General features: G+C 67.4%; 17 protein-coding genes and 1 tRNA gene. 15 read left to right on the top strand and 3 right to left on the bottom strand.

Annotated elements, in window-relative coordinates:
* The 6 genes from ACFOD4_RS14085 to ACFOD4_RS14060 all read left to right on the top strand — a co-directional run.
* Nucleotides 1-432: EF-Tu C-terminal domain-related protein (locus tag ACFOD4_RS14085; protein WP_379597379.1), on the top strand; the 432-nt coding region annotated here is incomplete at its 5' end.
* Nucleotides 433-545: 113 nt separating this feature from the next.
* Nucleotides 546-977 (top strand): DUF4174 domain-containing protein, encoded by a 432-nt coding sequence (locus ACFOD4_RS14080; RefSeq protein WP_379597377.1) that lies wholly within the window; start codon nt 546-548, stop codon nt 975-977.
* Between the two features lie 76 nt (nt 978-1,053).
* Nucleotides 1,054-1,130: transfer RNA gene (locus ACFOD4_RS14075), tRNA-Trp, on the top strand.
* A 155-nt stretch (nt 1,131-1,285) separates the two neighbouring features.
* Nucleotides 1,286-1,483 (top strand): preprotein translocase subunit SecE, encoded by a 198-nt coding sequence (gene secE / locus ACFOD4_RS14070; RefSeq protein WP_379597375.1) that lies wholly within the window; start codon nt 1,286-1,288, stop codon nt 1,481-1,483.
* Nucleotides 1,484-1,500: 17 nt separating this feature from the next.
* Nucleotides 1,501-2,037 carry a transcription termination/antitermination protein NusG gene (nusG, locus tag ACFOD4_RS14065; protein ID WP_379597373.1) on the top strand — a complete coding sequence of 179 codons (537 nt, stop codon included), beginning with the start codon at nt 1,501-1,503 and terminating at the stop codon, nt 2,035-2,037.
* Nucleotides 2,038-2,061: 24 nt separating this feature from the next.
* A complete protein-coding gene (locus tag ACFOD4_RS14060) occupies nt 2,062-2,994 on the top strand; it encodes a DUF2062 domain-containing protein (RefSeq protein ID WP_379597371.1) in 933 nt (310 codons plus the stop codon).
* 114 nt (nt 2,995-3,108) lie between these two features.
* Here the strand turns inward: ACFOD4_RS14060 and ACFOD4_RS14055 are convergent, their stop codons facing one another.
* From ACFOD4_RS14055 to ACFOD4_RS14045, 3 genes are read right to left on the bottom strand one after another with little or no spacing between them, the layout of a single operon-like run.
* On the bottom strand, nt 3,109-3,999 hold the full coding sequence (locus tag ACFOD4_RS14055; RefSeq protein WP_379597369.1) for an efflux RND transporter periplasmic adaptor subunit: 891 nt from the start codon (nt 3,997-3,999) through the stop codon (nt 3,109-3,111).
* Nucleotides 3,996-4,205, bottom strand: a complete 210-nt coding sequence (locus ACFOD4_RS14050; protein WP_379597367.1) for a DUF1656 domain-containing protein — start codon at nt 4,203-4,205, stop codon at nt 3,996-3,998. The genes ACFOD4_RS14055 and ACFOD4_RS14050 overlap by 4 nt, the downstream gene beginning before the upstream one ends.
* Nucleotides 4,202-6,274, bottom strand: a complete 2,073-nt coding sequence (locus ACFOD4_RS14045) for an FUSC family protein (RefSeq protein ID WP_379597365.1) — start codon at nt 6,272-6,274, stop codon at nt 4,202-4,204. Before ACFOD4_RS14045 ends, ACFOD4_RS14050 begins: the two co-directional genes overlap by 4 nt.
* 323 nt (nt 6,275-6,597) lie before the next feature.
* On the opposite strand from ACFOD4_RS14045, the gene rplK reads away from it, so the two are divergent.
* The 9 genes from rplK to ACFOD4_RS14000 all read left to right on the top strand — a co-directional run.
* Entirely contained in the window at nt 6,598-7,032 is a 435-nt protein-coding gene (gene rplK, locus ACFOD4_RS14040) for a 50S ribosomal protein L11 (RefSeq protein WP_379597362.1), read from the top strand.
* Between the two features lie 3 nt (nt 7,033-7,035).
* Nucleotides 7,036-7,737, top strand: a complete 702-nt coding sequence (gene rplA, locus ACFOD4_RS14035; protein WP_379597360.1) for a 50S ribosomal protein L1 — start codon at nt 7,036-7,038, stop codon at nt 7,735-7,737.
* A gap of 345 nt (nt 7,738-8,082) precedes the next feature.
* Nucleotides 8,083-8,601, top strand: a complete 519-nt coding sequence (rplJ, locus tag ACFOD4_RS14030; protein ID WP_379597358.1) for a 50S ribosomal protein L10 — start codon at nt 8,083-8,085, stop codon at nt 8,599-8,601.
* Nucleotides 8,602-8,694: 93 nt separating this feature from the next.
* Nucleotides 8,695-9,078, top strand: a complete 384-nt coding sequence (gene rplL, locus ACFOD4_RS14025; protein ID WP_379597356.1) for a 50S ribosomal protein L7/L12 — start codon at nt 8,695-8,697, stop codon at nt 9,076-9,078.
* A 189-nt stretch (nt 9,079-9,267) separates the two neighbouring features.
* Complete coding sequence (gene rpoB, locus ACFOD4_RS14020; RefSeq protein ID WP_379597354.1) at nt 9,268-13,449, top strand: DNA-directed RNA polymerase subunit beta; 4,182 nt, start codon at nt 9,268-9,270, stop codon at nt 13,447-13,449.
* A gap of 97 nt (nt 13,450-13,546) precedes the next feature.
* Nucleotides 13,547-17,830: a DNA-directed RNA polymerase subunit beta' gene (gene rpoC / locus ACFOD4_RS14015; protein WP_379597352.1), complete on the top strand. Its 4,284-nt coding sequence runs from the start codon at nt 13,547-13,549 to the stop codon at nt 17,828-17,830.
* Nucleotides 17,831-18,189: 359 nt separating this feature from the next.
* The gene (rpsL, locus tag ACFOD4_RS14010; protein WP_007438460.1) at nt 18,190-18,561 is read left to right on the top strand and encodes a 30S ribosomal protein S12; all 372 of its coding nucleotides are present in this window, start codon (nt 18,190-18,192) and stop codon (nt 18,559-18,561) included.
* A gap of 12 nt (nt 18,562-18,573) precedes the next feature.
* The gene (rpsG, locus tag ACFOD4_RS14005) at nt 18,574-19,050 is read left to right on the top strand and encodes a 30S ribosomal protein S7 (RefSeq protein ID WP_379597350.1); all 477 of its coding nucleotides are present in this window, start codon (nt 18,574-18,576) and stop codon (nt 19,048-19,050) included.
* A gap of 24 nt (nt 19,051-19,074) precedes the next feature.
* The coding region (locus ACFOD4_RS14000; protein ID WP_146208931.1) for a GTP-binding protein at nt 19,075-19,178 on the top strand (104 nt) is incomplete at its 3' end.

Below are 19,178 nucleotides of genomic sequence, written 5' to 3'. Positions count from 1 at the left end.
GTGAAGACGACGGTGACCGGCGTCGAGATGTTCCGCAAGCTGCTGGACAGCGGCGAGGCGGGCGACAACATCGGCGCGCTGCTGCGCGGCACGAAGCGCGAGGATGTGGAGCGCGGGCAGGTGCTGGCGAAGCCCGGCTCGATCACGCCGCACACCAAGTTCAAGGCCGAGGCCTATGTGCTGACCAAGGAAGAGGGCGGCCGGCACACGCCGTTCTTCACCAACTACCGTCCGCAGTTCTACTTCCGCACGACCGACGTGACGGGCGTGGTGCAGCTGCCGGAAGGCGTTGAGATGGTGATGCCGGGCGACAACGTGACGATGGACGTCGAGCTGATCGCGCCGATCGCCATGGACCAGGGCCTGCGCTTCGCCATCCGCGAAGGCGGACGCACCGTCGGCGCCGGCGTCGTGGCCAGCATCTCGGCCTGAACGCGGTCATCAATCCGGAACAGGGCGGGCCACCTTCGGGTGGCCCGCTTTTTTTGTGCGCGCAACCGGGCGCGGGGCGGAAGGCTTCTTTCTGGCAGCAGGGAGGCCGCATCATGGGCGGAAGGCTGACGCGCCGCGCGATCGCGGCACTGGCGATGGCACCGGGGGCGGCGCTGGGTGGGGACTTGGCGCCCTATCACTGGAAAAGCCGGGTGCTGCTGGTTTTCGCCGAGGAGGATGCGCCGGCCTTGCGGGACCAGCATCGACGGATCATGGCCGCGCGGGGCGGCATGGCGGAGCGTGACATGGCGGTGATCGCCGTGGTCGGAGCACAGCGGGTGGAGCACTGGCTCGGGGCGCCGGGCCAGGAAGACGCCGCCGCGCTGCGCGCGCGGTTTGCCGTGCCGCCCTCCGGCTTCGCCGCCATCCTGCTCGGCAAGGATGGCGGCGAGAAGTGGCGGGTGGATCGCCCCGCCGATCCCGAGGAAGTTTTCGCCCTGGTGGACACCATGCCGATGCGCCGGCGGGAGGCCGGGCAGGGGTAGGGAAGCGGATCGGCCCCCTCGACAGCGCCTGCGCCCTGACCTATAGACGGCTCCTCGCGCAGCGAAGGCGCAGCGCAGGGGCGTAGCTCAATTGGCTAGAGCGCCGGTCTCCAAAACCGGAGGTTGGGGGTTCGAGACCCTCCGCCCCTGCCAGCACGCCGCCCGCACCGGCGCGAGGCCGGTTCCTGTGAAGCGGCGTTCCTCCAGGGTGGCTTCCCCGGGCTCAGCTCCGGACCAGGATGCCGCCCGCGAAGCGTTTCCGCCCTCCGGGCCTTCCGGTGTGGCGAACAGTGTACAGGGTAGCGATTTTGGCGAAGCTCGATCCCGCGGGGTTCATCCGCGATGTGCGGCAGGAGGTGTCCCGTGTCACCTGGCCGACCCGCAAGGAGACGCTGATCACCACCGGGCTGGTCCTGGCGCTGTCGGCCCTCGCCGCGTTGTTCTTCCTGGCCACCGACCAGCTGATCCAGTTCGGGGTCGGGCTGTTGTTCGGCATCGGCGCGTAAAAGACGGAGCGAAATCCATGGCCGACATGAAGTGGTACGTCGTTCACGTCTATTCGGGCTTCGAGAAGAAGATCGCGCAGCAGCTCAAGGAGCAGGCGGCGCAGAAGGGGCTGGCCGACCAGATCGGCGACATCCTGGTGCCCTCCGAGGAAGTGACCGAGGTGCGTCGCGGCCAGAAGGTCAATTCCGAGCGGAAGTTCTTTCCCGGCTACGTGCTGGTGAAGATGCACCTGACCGACGAGGCCTGGCACCTCGTCAAGGACACGCCCAAGGTCACCGGCTTCCTCGGCGCCCGCAACCGGCCGAGCCCGATTTCCGAGGCCGAGGCGCTGCGCATCGTGCAGCAGGTCCAGGAAGGCGCCGACAAGCCGAAGCGCCCCGCCATCGTGTTCGAGGTGGGCGAGCAGGTGCGCGTCGCCGACGGCCCCTTCACCTCGTTCAACGGCACGGTGGAAGAGGTGGACGAGGAGAAGGGCCGCGTGAAGGTGTCCGTCTCCATCTTCGGCCGCGCCACGCCGGTCGAGCTGGAATACGCCCAGGTCGAAAAGGTCTGAGGTCGGCGAACGGGGGCCCGTGGCATGCTGGAGCGGCTGCGGGAGTCCTGGTCGGCCTTGCTGGCCTCGCCTGAAGGACCGGTGAGCCTGCAGCGCGGCATCATCGCCGGTGCCGCCGCCGCCATGCTGCCCGCCTTCGGGCTGCATCTTGTGTTCGCCGTGGTTTTCGCCTTGCTGCTGCGTGGCAGCCTGGTCGCGGCCGCTGCCGCCTGCCTGGCTCTTGGAAATCCACTGACGCATGCCGTGCTGCTGCCGCTGGAGTTCATGCTCGGCCGGTGGGTGCTGCCACCTGGTCTGGAATTCCTGCCGGAAAGCGGCCCTGCCTGGTTGCTGGCATTGCTGCCCGCCGCTGAGGAGACCCTGGTCGGCGGCATCATCCTCGCCGTGCTGGTGGGCGCATTGGCCGGATTCATCGCGCGGCGCGGCCTGCGGAACCGGTCACCGGTGACGCCGCTCCGGGTCATTCACGTCAGTGGACCTCTCAATACCGGCAAGACCTCGGTCGGGCTTGCCCTGGCCGACGCGATTCCCGGCGCCGTGTTCGTGGATGGCGACGAGCACGACCTTTCGCCCACCCTGCCCGATTCGCAGCGCTGGGCCGGCGCGGTAGGCCGGCTGGTCGGAATGATCCGGGACTGCGATGCCCCGTGCCTGATCCTCGCCTATCCCCTGGATGCCACCGGATACCGCCGCATCCGCGAGGCCTGTGTGCGGCGTGGTGCCTCCCTGGCCGTGGTGACGCTGGCACCGCCGTTGGAGGTGGCACTGTCCGACCGCGGCGGACGTCCGCTGAACGAGGCCGATCGCAGCCGGATCCGGGCCATGTATGCCGAGGATTACGCCAGCGCTGCCTTCAGCGACCTCCTGCTCGACAATACGGCCATGATGCCGCACGAGGCGGCGCGTGCCGTGCTGGACGGGCTGCAGCGCAACCGGGTGACGTCGCTGCCGGACTGAGGCGGCGTGGAGGGGAGTGCGGCTCGGTTCTGGCCGGAAAGCGGAGGTCGCCCAACACCCGGCGCGCCGGCGCCTTGCTGATCGCGGGGGGCGGCAGCACTGCCCTGGACGTTCTCAGCGCGGCACCGGGTTCAGCAGGCTGGGCGCCACCCCGCCCGGCTTCACGACCACGGTGGCCGTGCGGCCGGGGATCAGGCGCAGTCCGTCCGGCACCGCCTCCAGCCTTACCCGCACCGGCACGCGCTGCGCCAGCCGTACCCAGGAGAAGGTGGGGTTGATGTTGGCCACCAGCCCGCTGGTCTGTTCCCGGTCGGCGATGCCGCCGGCGATGCTGTCCACATGGCCCGACAGAGGCGTGCCCGGCATGCCCATCAGCGTCACCTCCACCGGGTCGCCGGGATAGATGGAGCCGAGCTTGGTTTCCTCGAAATAGCCCTGAACATGCAGGCTGGCGGCATCCACCAGCGCCATCACCGGGTTGCCGGCGGCAACATAGGCGCCGGGACGCAGCGAAAGGTTGGTGACGGTGCCGTCAGCCGGCGCGCGGATCTCGGTGCGAGCCAGGTTCAGGCGGGCGATGTCGCGCTGGGCCACCGCTTCCTGCCAGGCGCCCTCGGCGGCGGCGGCGTCGGAATGCGCCTGGTCGCGGCGCTGGTCGGAAACGATGCCCTCGTTCAGCCGGTCGTAGCGGCGCTCGTCGCGGCGGGCGCGCTCCAGGCTTGCGGCGCGCGAATCCACCACGGCATCGGCCTGTTGCAAGGCCAGCTCGAAGCGGGCGCGGTCCAGACGGAACAGGGGCTGGTCACGCGCCACCACGGCGTTGTCGGCCACCAGCACCGCGGCCACGAAGCCGGACACATCCGGGGCGATGCCGATGATGTCGGCGCGGACCCGGCCGTCACGGGTCCAGGGCGCCTCCATGTAGTAGCGCCAGAGCTGCCACCCGACCCCGGCCGCCACCAGCACCAGCACCAGGGTGACGAGGATGCGCGCGAGCGACTTCATGACGGCAGCAACTCCATGAGGGCGGTGATCCCGCCCAGAACGATGACAAACAGAGCGAGATCGAAGAGGGGCCGGTGCCACACCCAGCGATAGGCACCGAGCCGCGCCAGCGCGCGGCGCAGCAGGGCGGTGAGCGGCACGGCCAGCAGCGCCCAGACCAGCAGCGCCGGCAGGTAGATGCCGTAAAGGTCGATCTCGGCGATCATGCGGGAAGGCTCCCAGAAACTGCGGGCGGGGCCGGAATGGACGCCGGATGCGGGACAGGATCGGGCAACCCGGGTGGTGCGGCCGCGGGAAACAGCGCCAACCGCAGGCCGGAAAGGGAAAGGGCGGCCCGGCCGGTGGCGCGGCTTCCTTCGGCGGCGCAAAGGGCCAGGGCACGGTCCAGCACCGGCAGGAGCCCGGCGCGGGGTATCTCGCCCCGTGCCTCGCGCGCCAGCGCGGCCAGAGCATCGCGGACCGCGGCGCGGCAGGCGCCGGGCAGTTCGGGCAGGCGTTCGCGCAGGCGCATGACGTTCACCGCGGCGCGCAGATCCGCCAGTTCCTCGACCCGGAAGGTGGCGGCGTCGGCGGCACCGAGCCGGGCGGCCTGGGCCTCGAACCGGTCGAGCATGGTGCCCAGTAGCCGGCGGGTATCGGCAGGGCGCTGTCCGGCGGCGAGGCGGGCGAGGTCGCGCCGGTCGGCCTCAGCCAGGCGGCGGACCCGCCAGGAAACGCCGAAGGAGCGGATCAGCCGGCTGAGCAGCAGGGCCAGCAGCAATCCGGCAATGGTTGCCAGCCCGCCATCGACCGAAGCGGCGAGGTCGGCGCTGTAGGCTTCCTCAAGGTTCATCACCGCCGGCACGGTGGCGCAGATCGCCAGGGCCGGGGCCATGACCGCCGGCTGCGGGATCAGGGCGGCAACCGGCAGGTAGAGCGGGGCGAGAACCAGGATCAGCAACGGAAAGCCGTCGATGCGCGGCAGAACGGCGAAAAGGTAGATCAGCGCGATCAGCACCGCGAGGCAGGCGCCCAGCAGGAATCCGCGCAGCGCCGGGGCGGGGTCGTCGAGCTGGCCGAAGATGCACAGCGCCACGGCGCTCATCATGGCGAGGCTGGCGCCGTGCGCCCAGCCGGTGCCGATCCACAGCAGGCAGCCGAGCAGCACGGCGATGGCACAGGCCAGGCCCGACAGGCCCACCAGCAGCGGGTCCACATGGCCGGGCGCGTGGTCCGGCTCACGCGGGACGGCGCCGTCTGCGGGGCCCTCCGCCAGCAGGCGGCCCGTCAGCACCAGCGTCTCGCGCCAATGGCCCAGCAGTTCCTCCAGTCTGTCGAGCAGGCCCTCGCGCAGCAGCGCAGCCCAGGGATCGGCCGATCGGGTTTCGCGGGAAGCTTCGGTGATGCGGGTGGACAGGCGTTGCGCACCAAGCAGACGCTGCGGCCCGGCCGGCTCGTCGATGCTTGCCGACATCCAGGCGGCCATGTCGCTCAAAAGCGGCTGCAGCGCGGCGGCCGCGGCCGGGTCTTGCGCGGCAAGGCTGCGATGGCGCTCGCCGATCGCGGTCAGCAGGCTGGGCAAGGCCCGGGCATGACGGTGCAGCCGGGGAAGCCACAGCTGCTGCGCCTGCCGATCCCGGGCCTCGTAGCGGGTCTGCTGGAACAGCACGGCGAGGGCGGCGCCATCGCGGGCAATGCGGCGGCGGGCGGCGGAGAAGCGGGCCGGATCATGCGGCTTTGTCAGACACTCGGCGGCAAAGGTCGCGATCTGCCCGAGCCAGGCGCGGCTGCCGGCGAGTAGCTGGGGCGTGCCGTGGCGCGGAAACACCACGCTGTGCATCAGCCAGGCGCAAAGGATGCCGAGGCTGATCTCGATGATGCGATTGATGGCCGAGTCGAAGACCTGTTCCGGATGGTCCACGATGGGGAAGCAGATCAGCGCCGCCGTGTAGCCTGACAGCATGAAGGCATAGGAGCGCTGTGTGGGATCGAAGGATGCGGCGGCGAGGCAGAGGCCGATCCAGGTGGCCAGCGCCAGGGCCAGCAGGGGCGGCGCACCGACGAGGTTGGGCAGCAGCAGGATGGAGAAGGCGCCGCCACACACCGTGCCGGTCAGCCGCCACAGCGCCTTGGCGCGCAGCGCGCCGGCAAAAGGCTGGGACACGATGAAAACCGTGGCCATGGCCCAGTAGGGACGCGACAGGTCCAGGGAAAAAGCCACCCACAGCGCAAGCACCGCCGCGGCGAAGCTGCGGACGGAGAACAGCCAGTCTTGCGGAGCGGGAAAACGGGGCATCGGGCTTCGTGCGAGGGGAAGGGTTGCGGGCAGATAGCGGCCGCATCGTTCGCCTTCAAACGATCGGCCATCGGAGTGGCGGATACCGTGTATCGCGTTCCCGACTGCCGGCCGCGGGCGCGGGTGAGCCATGCGGGGCACGCCGGGCGGGAAGCGCTGGACTCTGCGGGGCGAGGCCGGTATACGCCCGCCTCCGTCATATCGGAGCCGGACTGCGCGTAGTCGCGCCCTGGCGCCGGCAGGGCGTTCCTTTTCAGGGACGCGGGAGGCCCGGGCCGGGCCGTTCGCACCGCGCGCCTCTGAGACTGACAGAGGATCGAGACATGGCAAAGAAGATCGCCGGCTATATCAAGCTGCAGATCCCAGCCGGCAAGGCGAACCCTTCGCCGCCGGTTGGCCCCGCGCTGGGTCAGCGCGGCCTGAACATCATGCAGTTCGTCAAGGAATTCAACGCGGCGACGCAGCAGATGGAGCCGGGTACCCCGACTCCGGTGGTGATCACCGCGTACTCGGACCGCACCTTCTCCTTCGTCACCAAGACGCCCCCCAACACCTACTTCCTGCTGAAGGCGGCGAAGCTGGAGAAGGGCAGCCAGACCCCCGGCAAGGGCGGTGTGGTCGGCCGCGTGACGAAGTCCCAGCTGCGCGAGATCGCGGCGACGAAGATGAAGGACATGAACGCCAACGACGTGGAGGCCGCCGTGCGCATGCTGGCCGGTTCCGCCCGTTCGATGGGCATGTCCGTGGTGGAGGGCTGATCCATGGCCAAGCAGGGTAAGCGCCTCAAGGCGATCTATGCCGGTCTCGAACGCGACAAGCTGCTGCCGCTGGCGGACGCGATCGCCACGGTGAAGTCGGCCTCCAAGGCGAAGTTCGACGAGACGGTCGAGATCTCGATGAATCTGGGCATTGACCCGCGCCATGCCGACCAGATGGTCCGTTCCATGGTTTCGTTGCCGCACGGCACCGGCAAGACGGTGCGCGTCGGCGTGTTCGCCCGCGGCCCGAAGGCCGAGGAAGCCAAGGCGGCCGGGGCCGATGTGGTCGGCGCCGAGGACCTGCTGGAGCTGGTGCAGGGTGGAACTATCGAGTTCGACCGCTGCATCGCGACGCCGGACATGATGGGCATCGTTGGCCGGCTCGGTAAGATCCTGGGCCCGCGCGGCCTGATGCCGAACCCGCGCCTCGGCACCGTGACCATGGACGTCAAGGGCGCTGTTGCCGCGGCCAAGGCGGGTCAGGTCGAGTTCCGCGCCGAGAAGGCCGGCATCGTGCATGCCGGCATCGGCAAGGTGTCCTTCAGCCAGGAGCAGCTGGTGGAGAACGCACGCGCCTTCGTCGAGGCGATCCAGCGCGCCAAGCCGACCGGCGCCAAGGGCACCTACGTGAAGAAGGTGGCTGTGTCCTCCTCCATGGGGCCCGGGCTTAAGGTGGATGTTTCGTCGCTGGCCGCACAGGCCTGACGCCGCGTTCCTGATTTCCGGCCGGGCCTTTGCCCGGCCTGGCCAGATACGCGTCCGGTGCGCCGGACGCGGGCAGAAGGTCCGGATGCTCCGGGCCTTCGAACTCCTGTCGGAGAGCGCATGTGGCCCGGATTGGCGGGCCTTAAGGGGGTAGCCGCCCCGCAGGCGTGAGATGGGGATTGCCAAGAGATCTGCCCCGGCACCGCTTCGTGGTCCGGCATGATGGGCTTGGTCTTCCACAGACTCGGATGACAGGCGAACCGGGGTGTGGCCGCGAGGCCGTGCCCCCGTGTGAACCGGCCGGAGCCCCTCCATCAGGCACCGGCCACCGTGTGGAGACGAGAGTTGGATCGTACGGAGAAGCGTGCGTTCGTGACCTCCCTCGCCGAGGTGTTCGCCGAGACCTCCTTCGTGCTCGTGGCCCAGAACAATGGGCTGACGGTTGCCGATGTGAGCGCTCTGCGTCGCCAGATGCGAGCGGCAGGCGCGACGTATAAGGTCGCGAAGAACCGGCTGGCCACCCTCGCCCTCGACGGCACCCGCTTCCAGGGCATCGCGCCGCTGCTGAAGGGTCCGACCGCGCTTGCGTGGTCGACGGATCCCGTGGCCGTGGCGAAGACCGCCGTGGAGTTCGCCAAGGGTAACGACAAGTTCGTGATCCTGGGTGGGGCGATCGGTGGCCAGACCCTTGACGTCGATGGCGTCAAGGCCCTGGCGACCCTGCCCTCGCTCGAAACCCTGCGCGCGCAGCTGTTGGGTCTGATCCAGACCCCAGCCACGCGCATCGCTGGCGTGCTTCAGGCACCCGGCGGGCAGGTCGCGCGAGTGCTGGCGGCGTATGCCAAGAAGGACGAGGCGGCCTAAAGGCGCGTTCGTGGAAGACCGACCGGCCCGCCGACTCCGCGGGCCGGGGATTGCATTCATCATGCCAAGTCATTAGATCGAAGGATACAAACCATGGCCGATCTCGCGAAGCTGGTTGACGAGCTGTCCAGCCTGACCGTTCTGGAAGCCGCCGAGCTGTCCAAGCTGCTGGAAGAGAAGTGGGGCGTTTCCGCCGCTGCTCCTGTTGCGGTGGCTGCTGCTCCGGCTGCTGGCGGTGGCGCTGCCGCTCCGGCCGCTGAAGAGCAGACCGAGTTCACCGTGATCCTTGCCGCCGCTGGCGACAAGAAGATCAACGTCATCAAGGAAATCCGCACCATCACCGGCCTGGGCCTGAAGGAGGCCAAGGATCTGGTCGAGGGCGCGCCGAAGACCGTGAAGGAAGGCGTTTCCAAGGACGAGGCCGAGAAGATCAAGAAGGTCCTCGAGGAGAACGGTGCGAAGGTTGAGGTCAAGTAAGGACTTTTCGGCTGGGACCGGGGGCTTGCTCCCGGGCCTAGCCGGCTAAGGCTGAACTTGGGACGGGTGGGGGCCCCCTTGGGCTCCTGCCCGCGACTGCGTTGCGGGGATCAGGCGTCCCGCCGCGTGTGACGGATGGAAGAGCCACCGGCCGGCGGCTGGGCCGGAGCGAAGGGAAGCAGGACGGGCATGAACGCAATCACCAAGTCGTTCACCGGGCGGAAGCGCATCCGGAAGTCTTTCGGGCGTCTGCCCGAAGTGGCGCCGATGCCGAACCTCATCGATGTGCAGCGGGCCTCCTACGAGGCGTTCCTGCAGATGGGGGTCAATCCCGATTCCCGCACGAACACCGGGTTGCAGGAAGTGTTCAAGTCGGTGTTCCCCATCGACGATTTCGCCGGGCGTGGCCGCCTGGAGTTCGTGCAGTACGAGCTTGAAGAGCCGAAATACGACGTCGAGGAATGCATCCAGCGCGGGCTGAACTTCGCCGCTCCGCTGAAGGTGCGGCTGCGCCTGATCGTTTGGGACGTGGACGAGGATACCGGCTCGCGCTCCGTTCGCGACATCAAGGAGCAGGATGTCTACATGGGCGACATGCCGCTCATGACCGACAACGGCACCTTCATCATCAACGGCACAGAGCGCGTCATCGTTTCCCAGATGCACCGCTCGCCGGGCGTGTTCTTCGATCACGACAAGGGCAAGACGCATTCCTCGGGCAAATACCTGTTTGCGGCCCGCGTCATCCCCTATCGCGGCTCCTGGCTCGACTTCGAGTTCGACGCCAAGGACATCTGCTACGTCCGTGTTGACCGGAAGCGCAAGCTGCCCGCCACGACGCTGCTTTATGCCCTGGAGTCCGAGCGCACCGAGAGCCTGCGTGCCGAGCGTGGCCAAGCGCTGGAGCCGGGTGAGGTCCGCGGCATGGATGCCGAGGAAATCCTCAACACCTTCTACGAGCAGGTGGTGTTCAGCCGTGGCGCCAAGGGCTGGAGCCAGCCCTTCATCCCGGAATCCTTCCGTGGCGTGAAGCTGATCGAGAATCTGGTCGATGCCGAGAGCGGCGAGGTGGTGGCCGAGCGCGACATCAAGCTGACGCCCCGCCTGGCCCGCAAGATCGCCGAGGCCGGCACCAAGGAGGTGCTGGTCGGCCGCCCCGATCTGCTGGGCCGCTTCGTGGCCGAGGATCTGGTGGACCATAACACCGGCGAGATCTGGGCCGAGGCTGGCGACGAGCTGACCGAGCCACGCCTGGCCGCCATCGAGCAGGCCGGGCTGGACAAGCTGCCAACCCTGGCCATCGGCCAGAACGTTGGGCCCTGGCTACGCAACACCCTGGCGGTGGACAAGAACAACGCCCGCGACGAAGCGCTGATGGACATCTATCGGGTCATGCGCCCGGGTGAGCCGCCGACGCCCGAGACTGCCGAGGCGCTGTTCCGCGGCCTGTTCTTCGACGCCGAGCGCTATGACCTGTCCACGGTCGGCCGCGTGAAGATGAACATGCGGCTGGGCTTCACGCTGGATGACGTGCCGGACCACATCCGCACCCTGCGCAAGCAGGACATCATCGCGACCGTCCGCACCCTGCTGGAGCTGAAGGACGGCAAGGGCCAGATCGACGACATCGACAACCTCGGCAACCGCCGGGTGCGCTCGGTCGGCGAGCTAATGGAGAACCAGTACCGCGTCGGCCTGCTCCGCATGGAGCGGGCGATCAAGGAGCGCATGGGGTCGGTTGATATCGACACCGTCATGCCGCACGACCTGATCAACGCGAAGCCGGCGGCTGCCGCCGTGCGCGAGTTCTTTGGCTCGTCGCAGCTCAGCCAGTTCATGGACCAAACCAACCCGCTGTCCGAAGTGACGCACAAGCGCCGCCTGTCGGCGCTTGGCCCGGGCGGTCTGACCCGCGAGCGCGCCGGCTTCGAGGTGCGCGACGTGCACCCGACGCATTACGGCCGCATCTGCCCGATCGAGACGCCGGAAGGCCCAAACATCGGCCTGATCAACAGCCTGGCTACCTTTGCCAAGGTGAACAAGTACGGCTTCATCGAGACACCGTACCGCCTGGTGCAGGACGGCAAGATCACCGGCCAGCCGCGCTACCTCTCCGCTATGGAAGAGGAGAAGCTCGTTGTCGCCCAGGCCGATGCCGAGGTGGATAACGACACGGGCGAGTTCCGCTCCGACCTCGTTTCCGTCCGCCAGGGCGGCGATTTCCGGCTGGTGAAGCCGGAAGAGGTGACGGCGATCGACGTGTCACCCAAGCAGCTGGTGTCTGTCGCCGCGGCGCTGATCCCGTTCCTGGAGAACGACGACGCCAACCGTGCGCTGATGGGCTCCAACATGATGCGGCAGGCCGTGCCGCTGGTGCGCTCCGATGCTCCGCTGGTGGGCACGGGCATGGAGGCCGCGGTGGCCCGCGATTCCGGGGCGACCATTGTGGCGCGGCGTGGCGGCGTGGTGGACAGCATCGACGGTGCCCGCATCGTGGTGCGGGCGACCAACGAGGAGGACGGCACCACACGCGGCGTCGACATCTATCGCCTGCGTAAGTTCCAGCGCTCCAACCAGTCGACCTGCATCAACCAGCGCCCGCTGGTGAAGGTGGGCGACCAGGTGGCGGGCGGCGACATCATCGCCGACGGCCCGTCCACCGAGCTGGGCGAGCTGGCGCTGGGCCGCAACGTGCTCGTCGCCTTCATGCCCTGGAATGGCTACAACTTCGAGGACTCCATCCTCATCAGCGAGCGCATCGCCAAGGATGACGTCTTCACCTCGATCCACATCGAGGAGTTCGAGGTCATGGCCCGCGACACCAAGCTGGGCCAGGAGGAGATCACCCGCGACATCCCGAATGTCGGCGAGGAAGCGCTGCGCAACCTCGACGAGGCCGGCATCGTCTATGTCGGCGCCGAGGTGAATCCGGGCGACATCCTGGTGGGCAAGGTGACGCCAAAGGGCGAGAGCCCGATGACGCCGGAGGAGAAGCTGCTTCGCGCCATCTTCGGCGAGAAGGCCTCCGACGTGCGCGACACCTCGCTGCGCCTGCCGCCCGGCACCACCGGCACCATCGTGGATGTGCGCGTGTTCAACCGCCGCGGCGTCGACAAGGACGAGCGCGCCATGGCGATCGACCGCGCCGAGATCGAGCGCCTGGCCAAGGACCGCGACGACGAGAAGGCCATCCAGGAGCGCAGCTTCCATTCCCGCCTGCGGGAGAAGCTGCTGAACCAGAAGGCCGGCGCGGGCTTCAAGGGCGTGAAGTCCGGCACCGTCATCGATGACGAGGTGCTGGACCAGTTCGCCCGCGCCACCTGGCGCCAGATCGGCGTCCAGGACGACGCCGTCATGGTCGAGATCGAAGCGCTGAAGCGCGAGTTCGACGCCGCCGTCGACAAGCTGCAGAAGCGTTTCGAGAGCAAGGTCGAGAAGCTGCAGCGCGGTGACGAGCTGCCGCCCGGCGTGATGAAGATGGTCAAGGTCTTCATCGCGGTGAAGCGGAAGCTGCAGCCGGGCGACAAGATGGCCGGCCGCCACGGCAACAAGGGCGTGGTATCCCGCGTCGTGCCCGTCGAGGACATGCCGTTCCTGGAGGACGGCACCTCGGTCGATCTGGTGCTGAACCCGCTGGGCGTGCCGTCGCGCATGAATGTCGGGCAGATCCTGGAAACCCATCTAGGCTGGGCCTGCGCCAATATCGGCAAGTCGATCGGTGAGCTGGTGGAGGATTACCGGCGCGCCGGAGCCGCCCGCGAGGCGCTTCTGGAGAAACTCCGCGATGTCTACGGCGAGGAGATCTTCGGCCGCGACATCGAGGACATGACCGAGGAGCAGCTGATCGAGCTGGGTGACAACCTGCGCAAGGGCGTGCCCATCGCCACACCCGTCTTCGACGGCGCGCGGATGTCGGATATCGAGGGGATGCTGGACAAGGCCGGGCTCGACACCTCGGGCCAGTCCACCTTGATCGATGGCCGCTCTGGCGAGCCCTTCGAGCGCAAGGTCACGGTCGGCTACATCTACATGCTGAAGCTGCATCACCTGGTGGACGACAAGATCCACGCACGCTCCATCGGTCCCTACTCGCTCGTCACCCAGCAGCCGCTGGGCGGCAAGGCGCAGTTCGGTGGCCAGCGCTTCGGCGAGATGGAGGTCTGGGCGCTGGAGGCCTACGGCGCCGCCTATACGCTGCAGGAGATGCTGACGGTGAAGTCGGACGACGTGTCGGGCCGCACCAAGGTGTATGAGGCGATCGTCCGCGATCAGGACAATTTCGAGGCAGGCATTCCGGAATCCTTCAACGTTCTGGTGAAGGAGCTGAAGTCGCTGGGCCTCAATGTCGATCTGGAGAACCGCCCGTCTTGATCAGCCTGCATCCGATCAAGCCACGCGGAATCAACCTTTTGCTCAGCCGCGCCGGGACGTCCCCGGCGCGGCGGCCTCACCTTGAGAGGACGGGCGCATGAACGAACTGATGAAGATCCTCGGCCAGACCGGCCAGGCGATGACGTTTGATCAGATCAAGATCACCATCGCCTCGCCCGAGCAGATCCGCTCGTGGTCCTATGGCGAGATCAAGAAGCCCGAGACGATCAACTACCGGACGTTCAAGCCGGAGCGGGACGGGCTGTTCTGCGCGCGCATCTTCGGTCCGATCAAGGACTACGAGTGCCTGTGCGGCAAGTACAAGCGGATGAAGTTCCGCGGCATCATCTGCGAGAAGTGCGGCGTCGAGGTCACGCTGGCCAAAGTGCGCCGCGAGCGCATGGGCCATATCGAGCTGGCCTCGCCGGTCGCGCATATCTGGTTCATGAAGTCCCTGCCTTCGCGCGTCGGCCTGATGGTCGACATGTCGCTGAAGGACCTGGAGAAGGTCCTGTACTTCGAATCCTACGTGGTTCTGGAGCCGGGGCTGACCGACCTCAAGTTGCACCAGCTGCTGACCGAGGAGCAGTTCGCCTCCAAGCAGGACGAGTTCGGCGAGGATTCCTTCTCCGTCGGCATCGGCGCCGAGGCGGTGAAGCAGATGCTGGCCGGCATCGACCTTGACCGTGAGAGCACCGAGCTGCGCGGCGAGCTGAAGGAGACCACCTCCGAGGCCAAGCGCAAGAAGCTGGTCAAGCGGCTCAAGATGATCGAGAGCTTCGCCGAGGGCGGCGCCCGCCCCGAGTGGATGATCCTCGACGTCGTGCCGGTGATCCCGCCTGAGCTGCGCCCGCTGGTGCCGCTGGACGGAGGCCGCTTCGCGACCTCGGACCTGAATGACCTGTATCGCCGCGTCATCAACCGCAACAACCGCCTGAAGCGGCTGATCGAGCTGCGGGCGCCAGACATCATCGTGCGCAACGAGAAGCGCATGCTGCAGGAGTCGGTGGACGCGCTGTTCGACAACGGCCGCCGCGGCCGCGCCATCACGGGTGCCAATAAGCGCCCGCTGAAGTCGCTGTCCGACATGCTGAAGGGCAAGCAGGGCCGGTTCCGCCAGAACCTGCTCGGCAAGCGCGTCGACTATTCGGGCCGCTCGGTGATCGTCGTGGGTCCCGAGATGAAGCTGCACCAGTGCGGCCTGCCGAAGAAGATGGCGCTGGAGCTGTTCAAGCCCTTCATCTACTCGAAGCTCGAGAAGTACGGCCACGCCACCACCATCAAGGCCGCCAAGCGGATGGTGGAGAAGGAGCGTCCCGAGGTCTGGGACATCCTGGAAGAGGTGATCCGCGAGCATCCGGTGATGCTGAACCGCGCGCCGACGCTGCACCGCCTGGGCATCCAGGCCTTCGAGCCGGTGCTGGTCGAAGGCAAGGCGATCCAGCTGCACCCGCTGGTCTGCACCGCCTTCAACGCGGATTTCGACGGCGACCAAATGGCCGTGCACGTTCCGCTGAGCCTTGAGGCCCAGCTGGAAGCGCGCGTGCTGATGATGTCCACCAACAACATCCTCAGCCCCGCCAACGGCAAGCCGATCATCGTGCCGTCGCAGGACATCGTGCTCGGCCTCTACTACCTCTCGCTGGAGACGCCCGAGTTCCGGGTGGCCCAGAAGGAGCTGGACGAGGTTCGTGTGGCGATTGCCGGTACGGCAGGCAAGTCGGCGGAGCAGCTGAGCGAGGCGGAGAAGTCTGCGCTGATGCACCGCCCGCATGTGTTCGGTGATCTGGGCGAGGTGGAGCAGGCATTGTCCGCCGGCTCGATCACGCTGCACACCGCCGTCATGGCACGGGTGCCCGCGCCGACCGAGGAGAATGCCAGCCGCCGCGAGACGGTGCTGACCACGGCTGGGCGCATGATGATGGGTGCTCTGCTGCCCAGGGATCCGCGGACGCCCTACAGCCTGGTCAATCGCCAGCTGACGAAGAAGTCGATCTCGGACGTGATGGACGCGGTGTACCGCCATTGCGGCCAGAAGGAGTCGGTGATCTTCGCCGACCGGCTGATGGCGCTGGGCTTCCGCCAGGCGGCCAAGGCCGGGATTTCCTTCGGCAAGGACGACATGATGATCCCGGCCGAGAAGGAAGGGCTCATCGCGCGCACCAAGGCCGAGGTGAAGGAGTTCGAGCAGCAGTACCTGGACGGTCTGATCACGGCCGGCGAGCGCTACAACAAGGTGGTTGACGCCTGGTCGCGCTGCACGGACGAGGTCGCTGGCGCGATGATGAAGGAGATCTCTCGCCAGGAGGTAGGCCGCGTCACCAACAGCGTGTGGATGATGTCGCATTCCGGTGCGCGCGGCTCGCCGGCGCAGATGCGTCAGCTCGCCGGCATGCGCGGCCTGATGGCCAAGCCCTCGGGCGAGATCATCGAGCAGCCGATCATCGCGAACTTCAAGGAAGGCCTGTCCGTCCTGGAGTACTTCAACTCGACCCACGGCGCCCGCAAGGGCCTCGCGGACACCGCGCTGAAGACCGCGAACTCCGGCTACCTGACCCGCCGCCTGGTGGACGTGGCGCAGGACTGCATCATCGTCGAGAATGATTGCGGCACCGAGCGCGGCATCACCGTGCGCGCCGTGATGGATGGCGGCGAGACGGTGTCCTCGTTGTCCGAGCGGATCCTGGGCCGCACGGTGCAGCGCGACATCACCCATCCGGACACGGGCGAGGTGATGTTCCCGCGCAACACGCTGGTGGACGAGCCGGCGGCCGAGGCGATCGAGAAGTCGGGCGTGGAAGAGGTCTACATCCGCTCCGTGCTGACCTGCGACGCGCGTTCTGGCGTATGTGGCCACTGCTACGGCCGCGACCTGGCCCGCGGTACGCCGGTGAATATCGGTGAGGCTGTCGGCGTTATCGCCGCCCAGTCGATCGGTGAGCCGGGCACGCAGCTGACCATGCGCACCTTCCACATCGGTGGTGCGGCAACACGCGGTGCCGAGCAGTCGGCGGTGGAGGCCACCGGTGAAGGCACGGTGGCCGTGCTGAACCGCAACGTGGTCGCCAACTCGGCAGGCGTGCCGATCGTGATGTCGCGTAACTGCGAGATCGTGCTGTCGGACTCCAATGGACGCGAACGTGCCCGCTACCGCGTGCCTTATGGCGCACGGCTGCTGGTGCTGGAGGATGGGCTGGAGGTCACCCGCGGTCAGAAGCTGGCCGAGTGGGACCCGTTCACCCTGCCGATCATCACCGAGCGCTCCGGCTCCATCGAGTATGCCGACCTGATCGAGGGCATCACCCTGGTCGAGCGGCAGGATGAGGTGACCGGCCTCTCGTCGAAGGTGGTGGTGGACTACAAGCAGGCGGCCAAGGGTGCCGATCTGCGTCCGCGCATCATCCTGAAGGACGAGAAGGGTAACATCGTCAAGCTGCCCAACGGCGCCGAGGCCCGCTACTTCCTTTCGCCCGACACCATTCTGTCGGCGGAGAACGGGGCAGCGGTGCAGGCCGGCGACGTGATCGCCCGTATGCCCCGCGAATCCTCCAAGACCCGCGACATCACCGGCGGTCTGCCGCGCGTGGCTGAGCTGTTCGAGGCGCGTCGTCCGAAGGACCACGCCATCATCAGCGAGATCGACGGACGCGTGGAGTTCGGCAAGGACTACAAGGCCAAGCGCCGCGTGCTGGTGGTGCCGGAGCAGGTGGGCGACGAGCCGCCTGTGCCGCGCGAGTACCTGGTGCCCAAGGGCAAGCACGTCTCGGTGCAGGAAGGCGACTACGTGAAGGCCGGCGACCCGCTCGTCGATGGTCCTCGCGTGCCGCATGACATCCTGCGGGTTCTGGGCGTCGAGGCGCTGGCGAACTACCTGGTGAATGAGATCCAGGACGTCTATCGACTGCAGGGCGTGAAGATCAACGACAAGCATATCGAAGTGATCGTCCGCCAGATGCTGCAGAAGGTGGAGATCCTGGAGCCCGGCGACACCACCTTCCTGGTGGGTGAGACGGTGGAGCGCATCGAGTACGAGATCGAGAACGAGAAGCGGATCGGCGCCAAGGAACGTCCCGCGCGGGCGGAGCCGGTGCTGCAAGGCATCACCAAGGCCTCGCTGCAGACCACCTCGTTCATCTCCGCCGCCTCCTTCCAGGAGACGACCCGCGTGCTGACCGAGGCGGCTGTTGCCGGCAAGGTCGACTACCTGGCAGGGCTGAAGGAGAACGTCATCGTCGGGCGGCTGATCCCGGCGGGTACGGGCTCCGTCATGAACCGCCTCCGCGCTCTTGCTGCCCAGCGCGACGGCCAGCGCCTGCCGCAGGGCGGCGCGCAGGGCGGGCAGGACACCCTGCCCAAGCCGGGTCAGCAAGCGGCGGAGTAAGTCCATCCGGCCGCGGAGCGAAAGCTTCGCGGCCAAGAAAGCGGGTTTGCCGGCGCGCTCTGCGCTGGCTGCATGGAAGCCGGGCCTCCAAGGGGCCCGGATTCATTCGTTCCGAGGGTGCGGCGCGCTTGACTCATGGGGGGTCGGTGCGTAGTTTCCGCCCCCTCGACGGGGTTAGTGCCTAGATGCGCTGACCTGCGGAGTTCTGGACGACAGGTTCTGAGCAACCGGCGCCGCCCATCTATCGGGCTGAGGCCGGAGGCAGGAATAGCCCGACGGGGTGGTGCGCAAGCGCCGCTCAATCGGGTGCTCTTGTTTGGCAAGGGGCCTGGGCGTCAGTAGAAGGCACAAGGGGCGTCATGCCGACGATCAACCAGCTCATCGCCAGCGGGCGTGAGCCCAAGCCGGTCCGGAACAAGGTTCCGGCCTTGCAGAACTGCCCGCAGAAGCGTGGCGTCTGCACCCGCGTCTACACGACCACGCCGAAGAAGCCGAACTCGGCTCTTCGTAAGGTCGCGAAGGTGCGTCTCGTGAACGGCCACGAGGTGGTGAGCTACATTCCCGGTGAAGGCCACAACCTCCAGGAGCACTCCGTGGTGCTGATCCGTGGCGGTCGCGTGAAGGATCTTCCGGGCGTTCGCTACCACATCCTGCGCGGCGTGCTGGACACGCAGGGCATCGCCAAGCGGCGCAAGCGCCGTTCGCTCTACGGCGCGAAGCGGCCGAAGTAAGGAAGAGAAGCGATGTCGCGTCGCCACAGCGCCGAGAAGCGCGAAGTTCTCCCCGATCCGAAGTTCGGTGACCTCGTCCTCAGCCGTTTCATGAACGTGCTGATGTATGATGGCAAGAAGAGCACCGCCGAGCGGATCGTCTATGCTGCCATGGACACGCTGAAGAAGCGCGGTGGGGCCAATGCCGACCCGCTTCGCCTGTTCCATGAAGCCATGGACAACGTGAAGCCGGCCGTCGAGGTCCGCTCCCGCCGCGTCGGCGGTGCCACCTACCAGGTGCCCGTCGAGGTCCGTCCGGAGCGCCGCCAGGCCCTGGCCATCCGCTGGCTGATCGAATCCGCGCGCAAGCGGGGCGAGCACACCATGGAAGAGCGCCTGTCCTCCGAGTTGATGGACGCGGCGAACAACCGTGGCACCGCCGTCAAGAAGCGCGAAGACACGCACCGGATGGCCGAAGCCAACAAGGCCTTCAGCCACTACCGCTGGTAACAGACCCGATCGGGATTAAAGACAATGGCGAAAGCTAAGTTTGAGCGGAACAAGCCGCACTGCAACATTGGCACGATCGGGCATGTGGACCATGGCAAGACGTCGCTGACGGCGGCGATCACCAAGGT

Source organism: Teichococcus globiformis, from assembly GCF_042646265.1.
GTDB classification, from domain to species: Bacteria; Pseudomonadota; Alphaproteobacteria; order Acetobacterales; family Acetobacteraceae; genus Pseudoroseomonas; species Pseudoroseomonas globiformis.
This window is presented reverse-complemented; position numbering and strand designations above follow the sequence as displayed.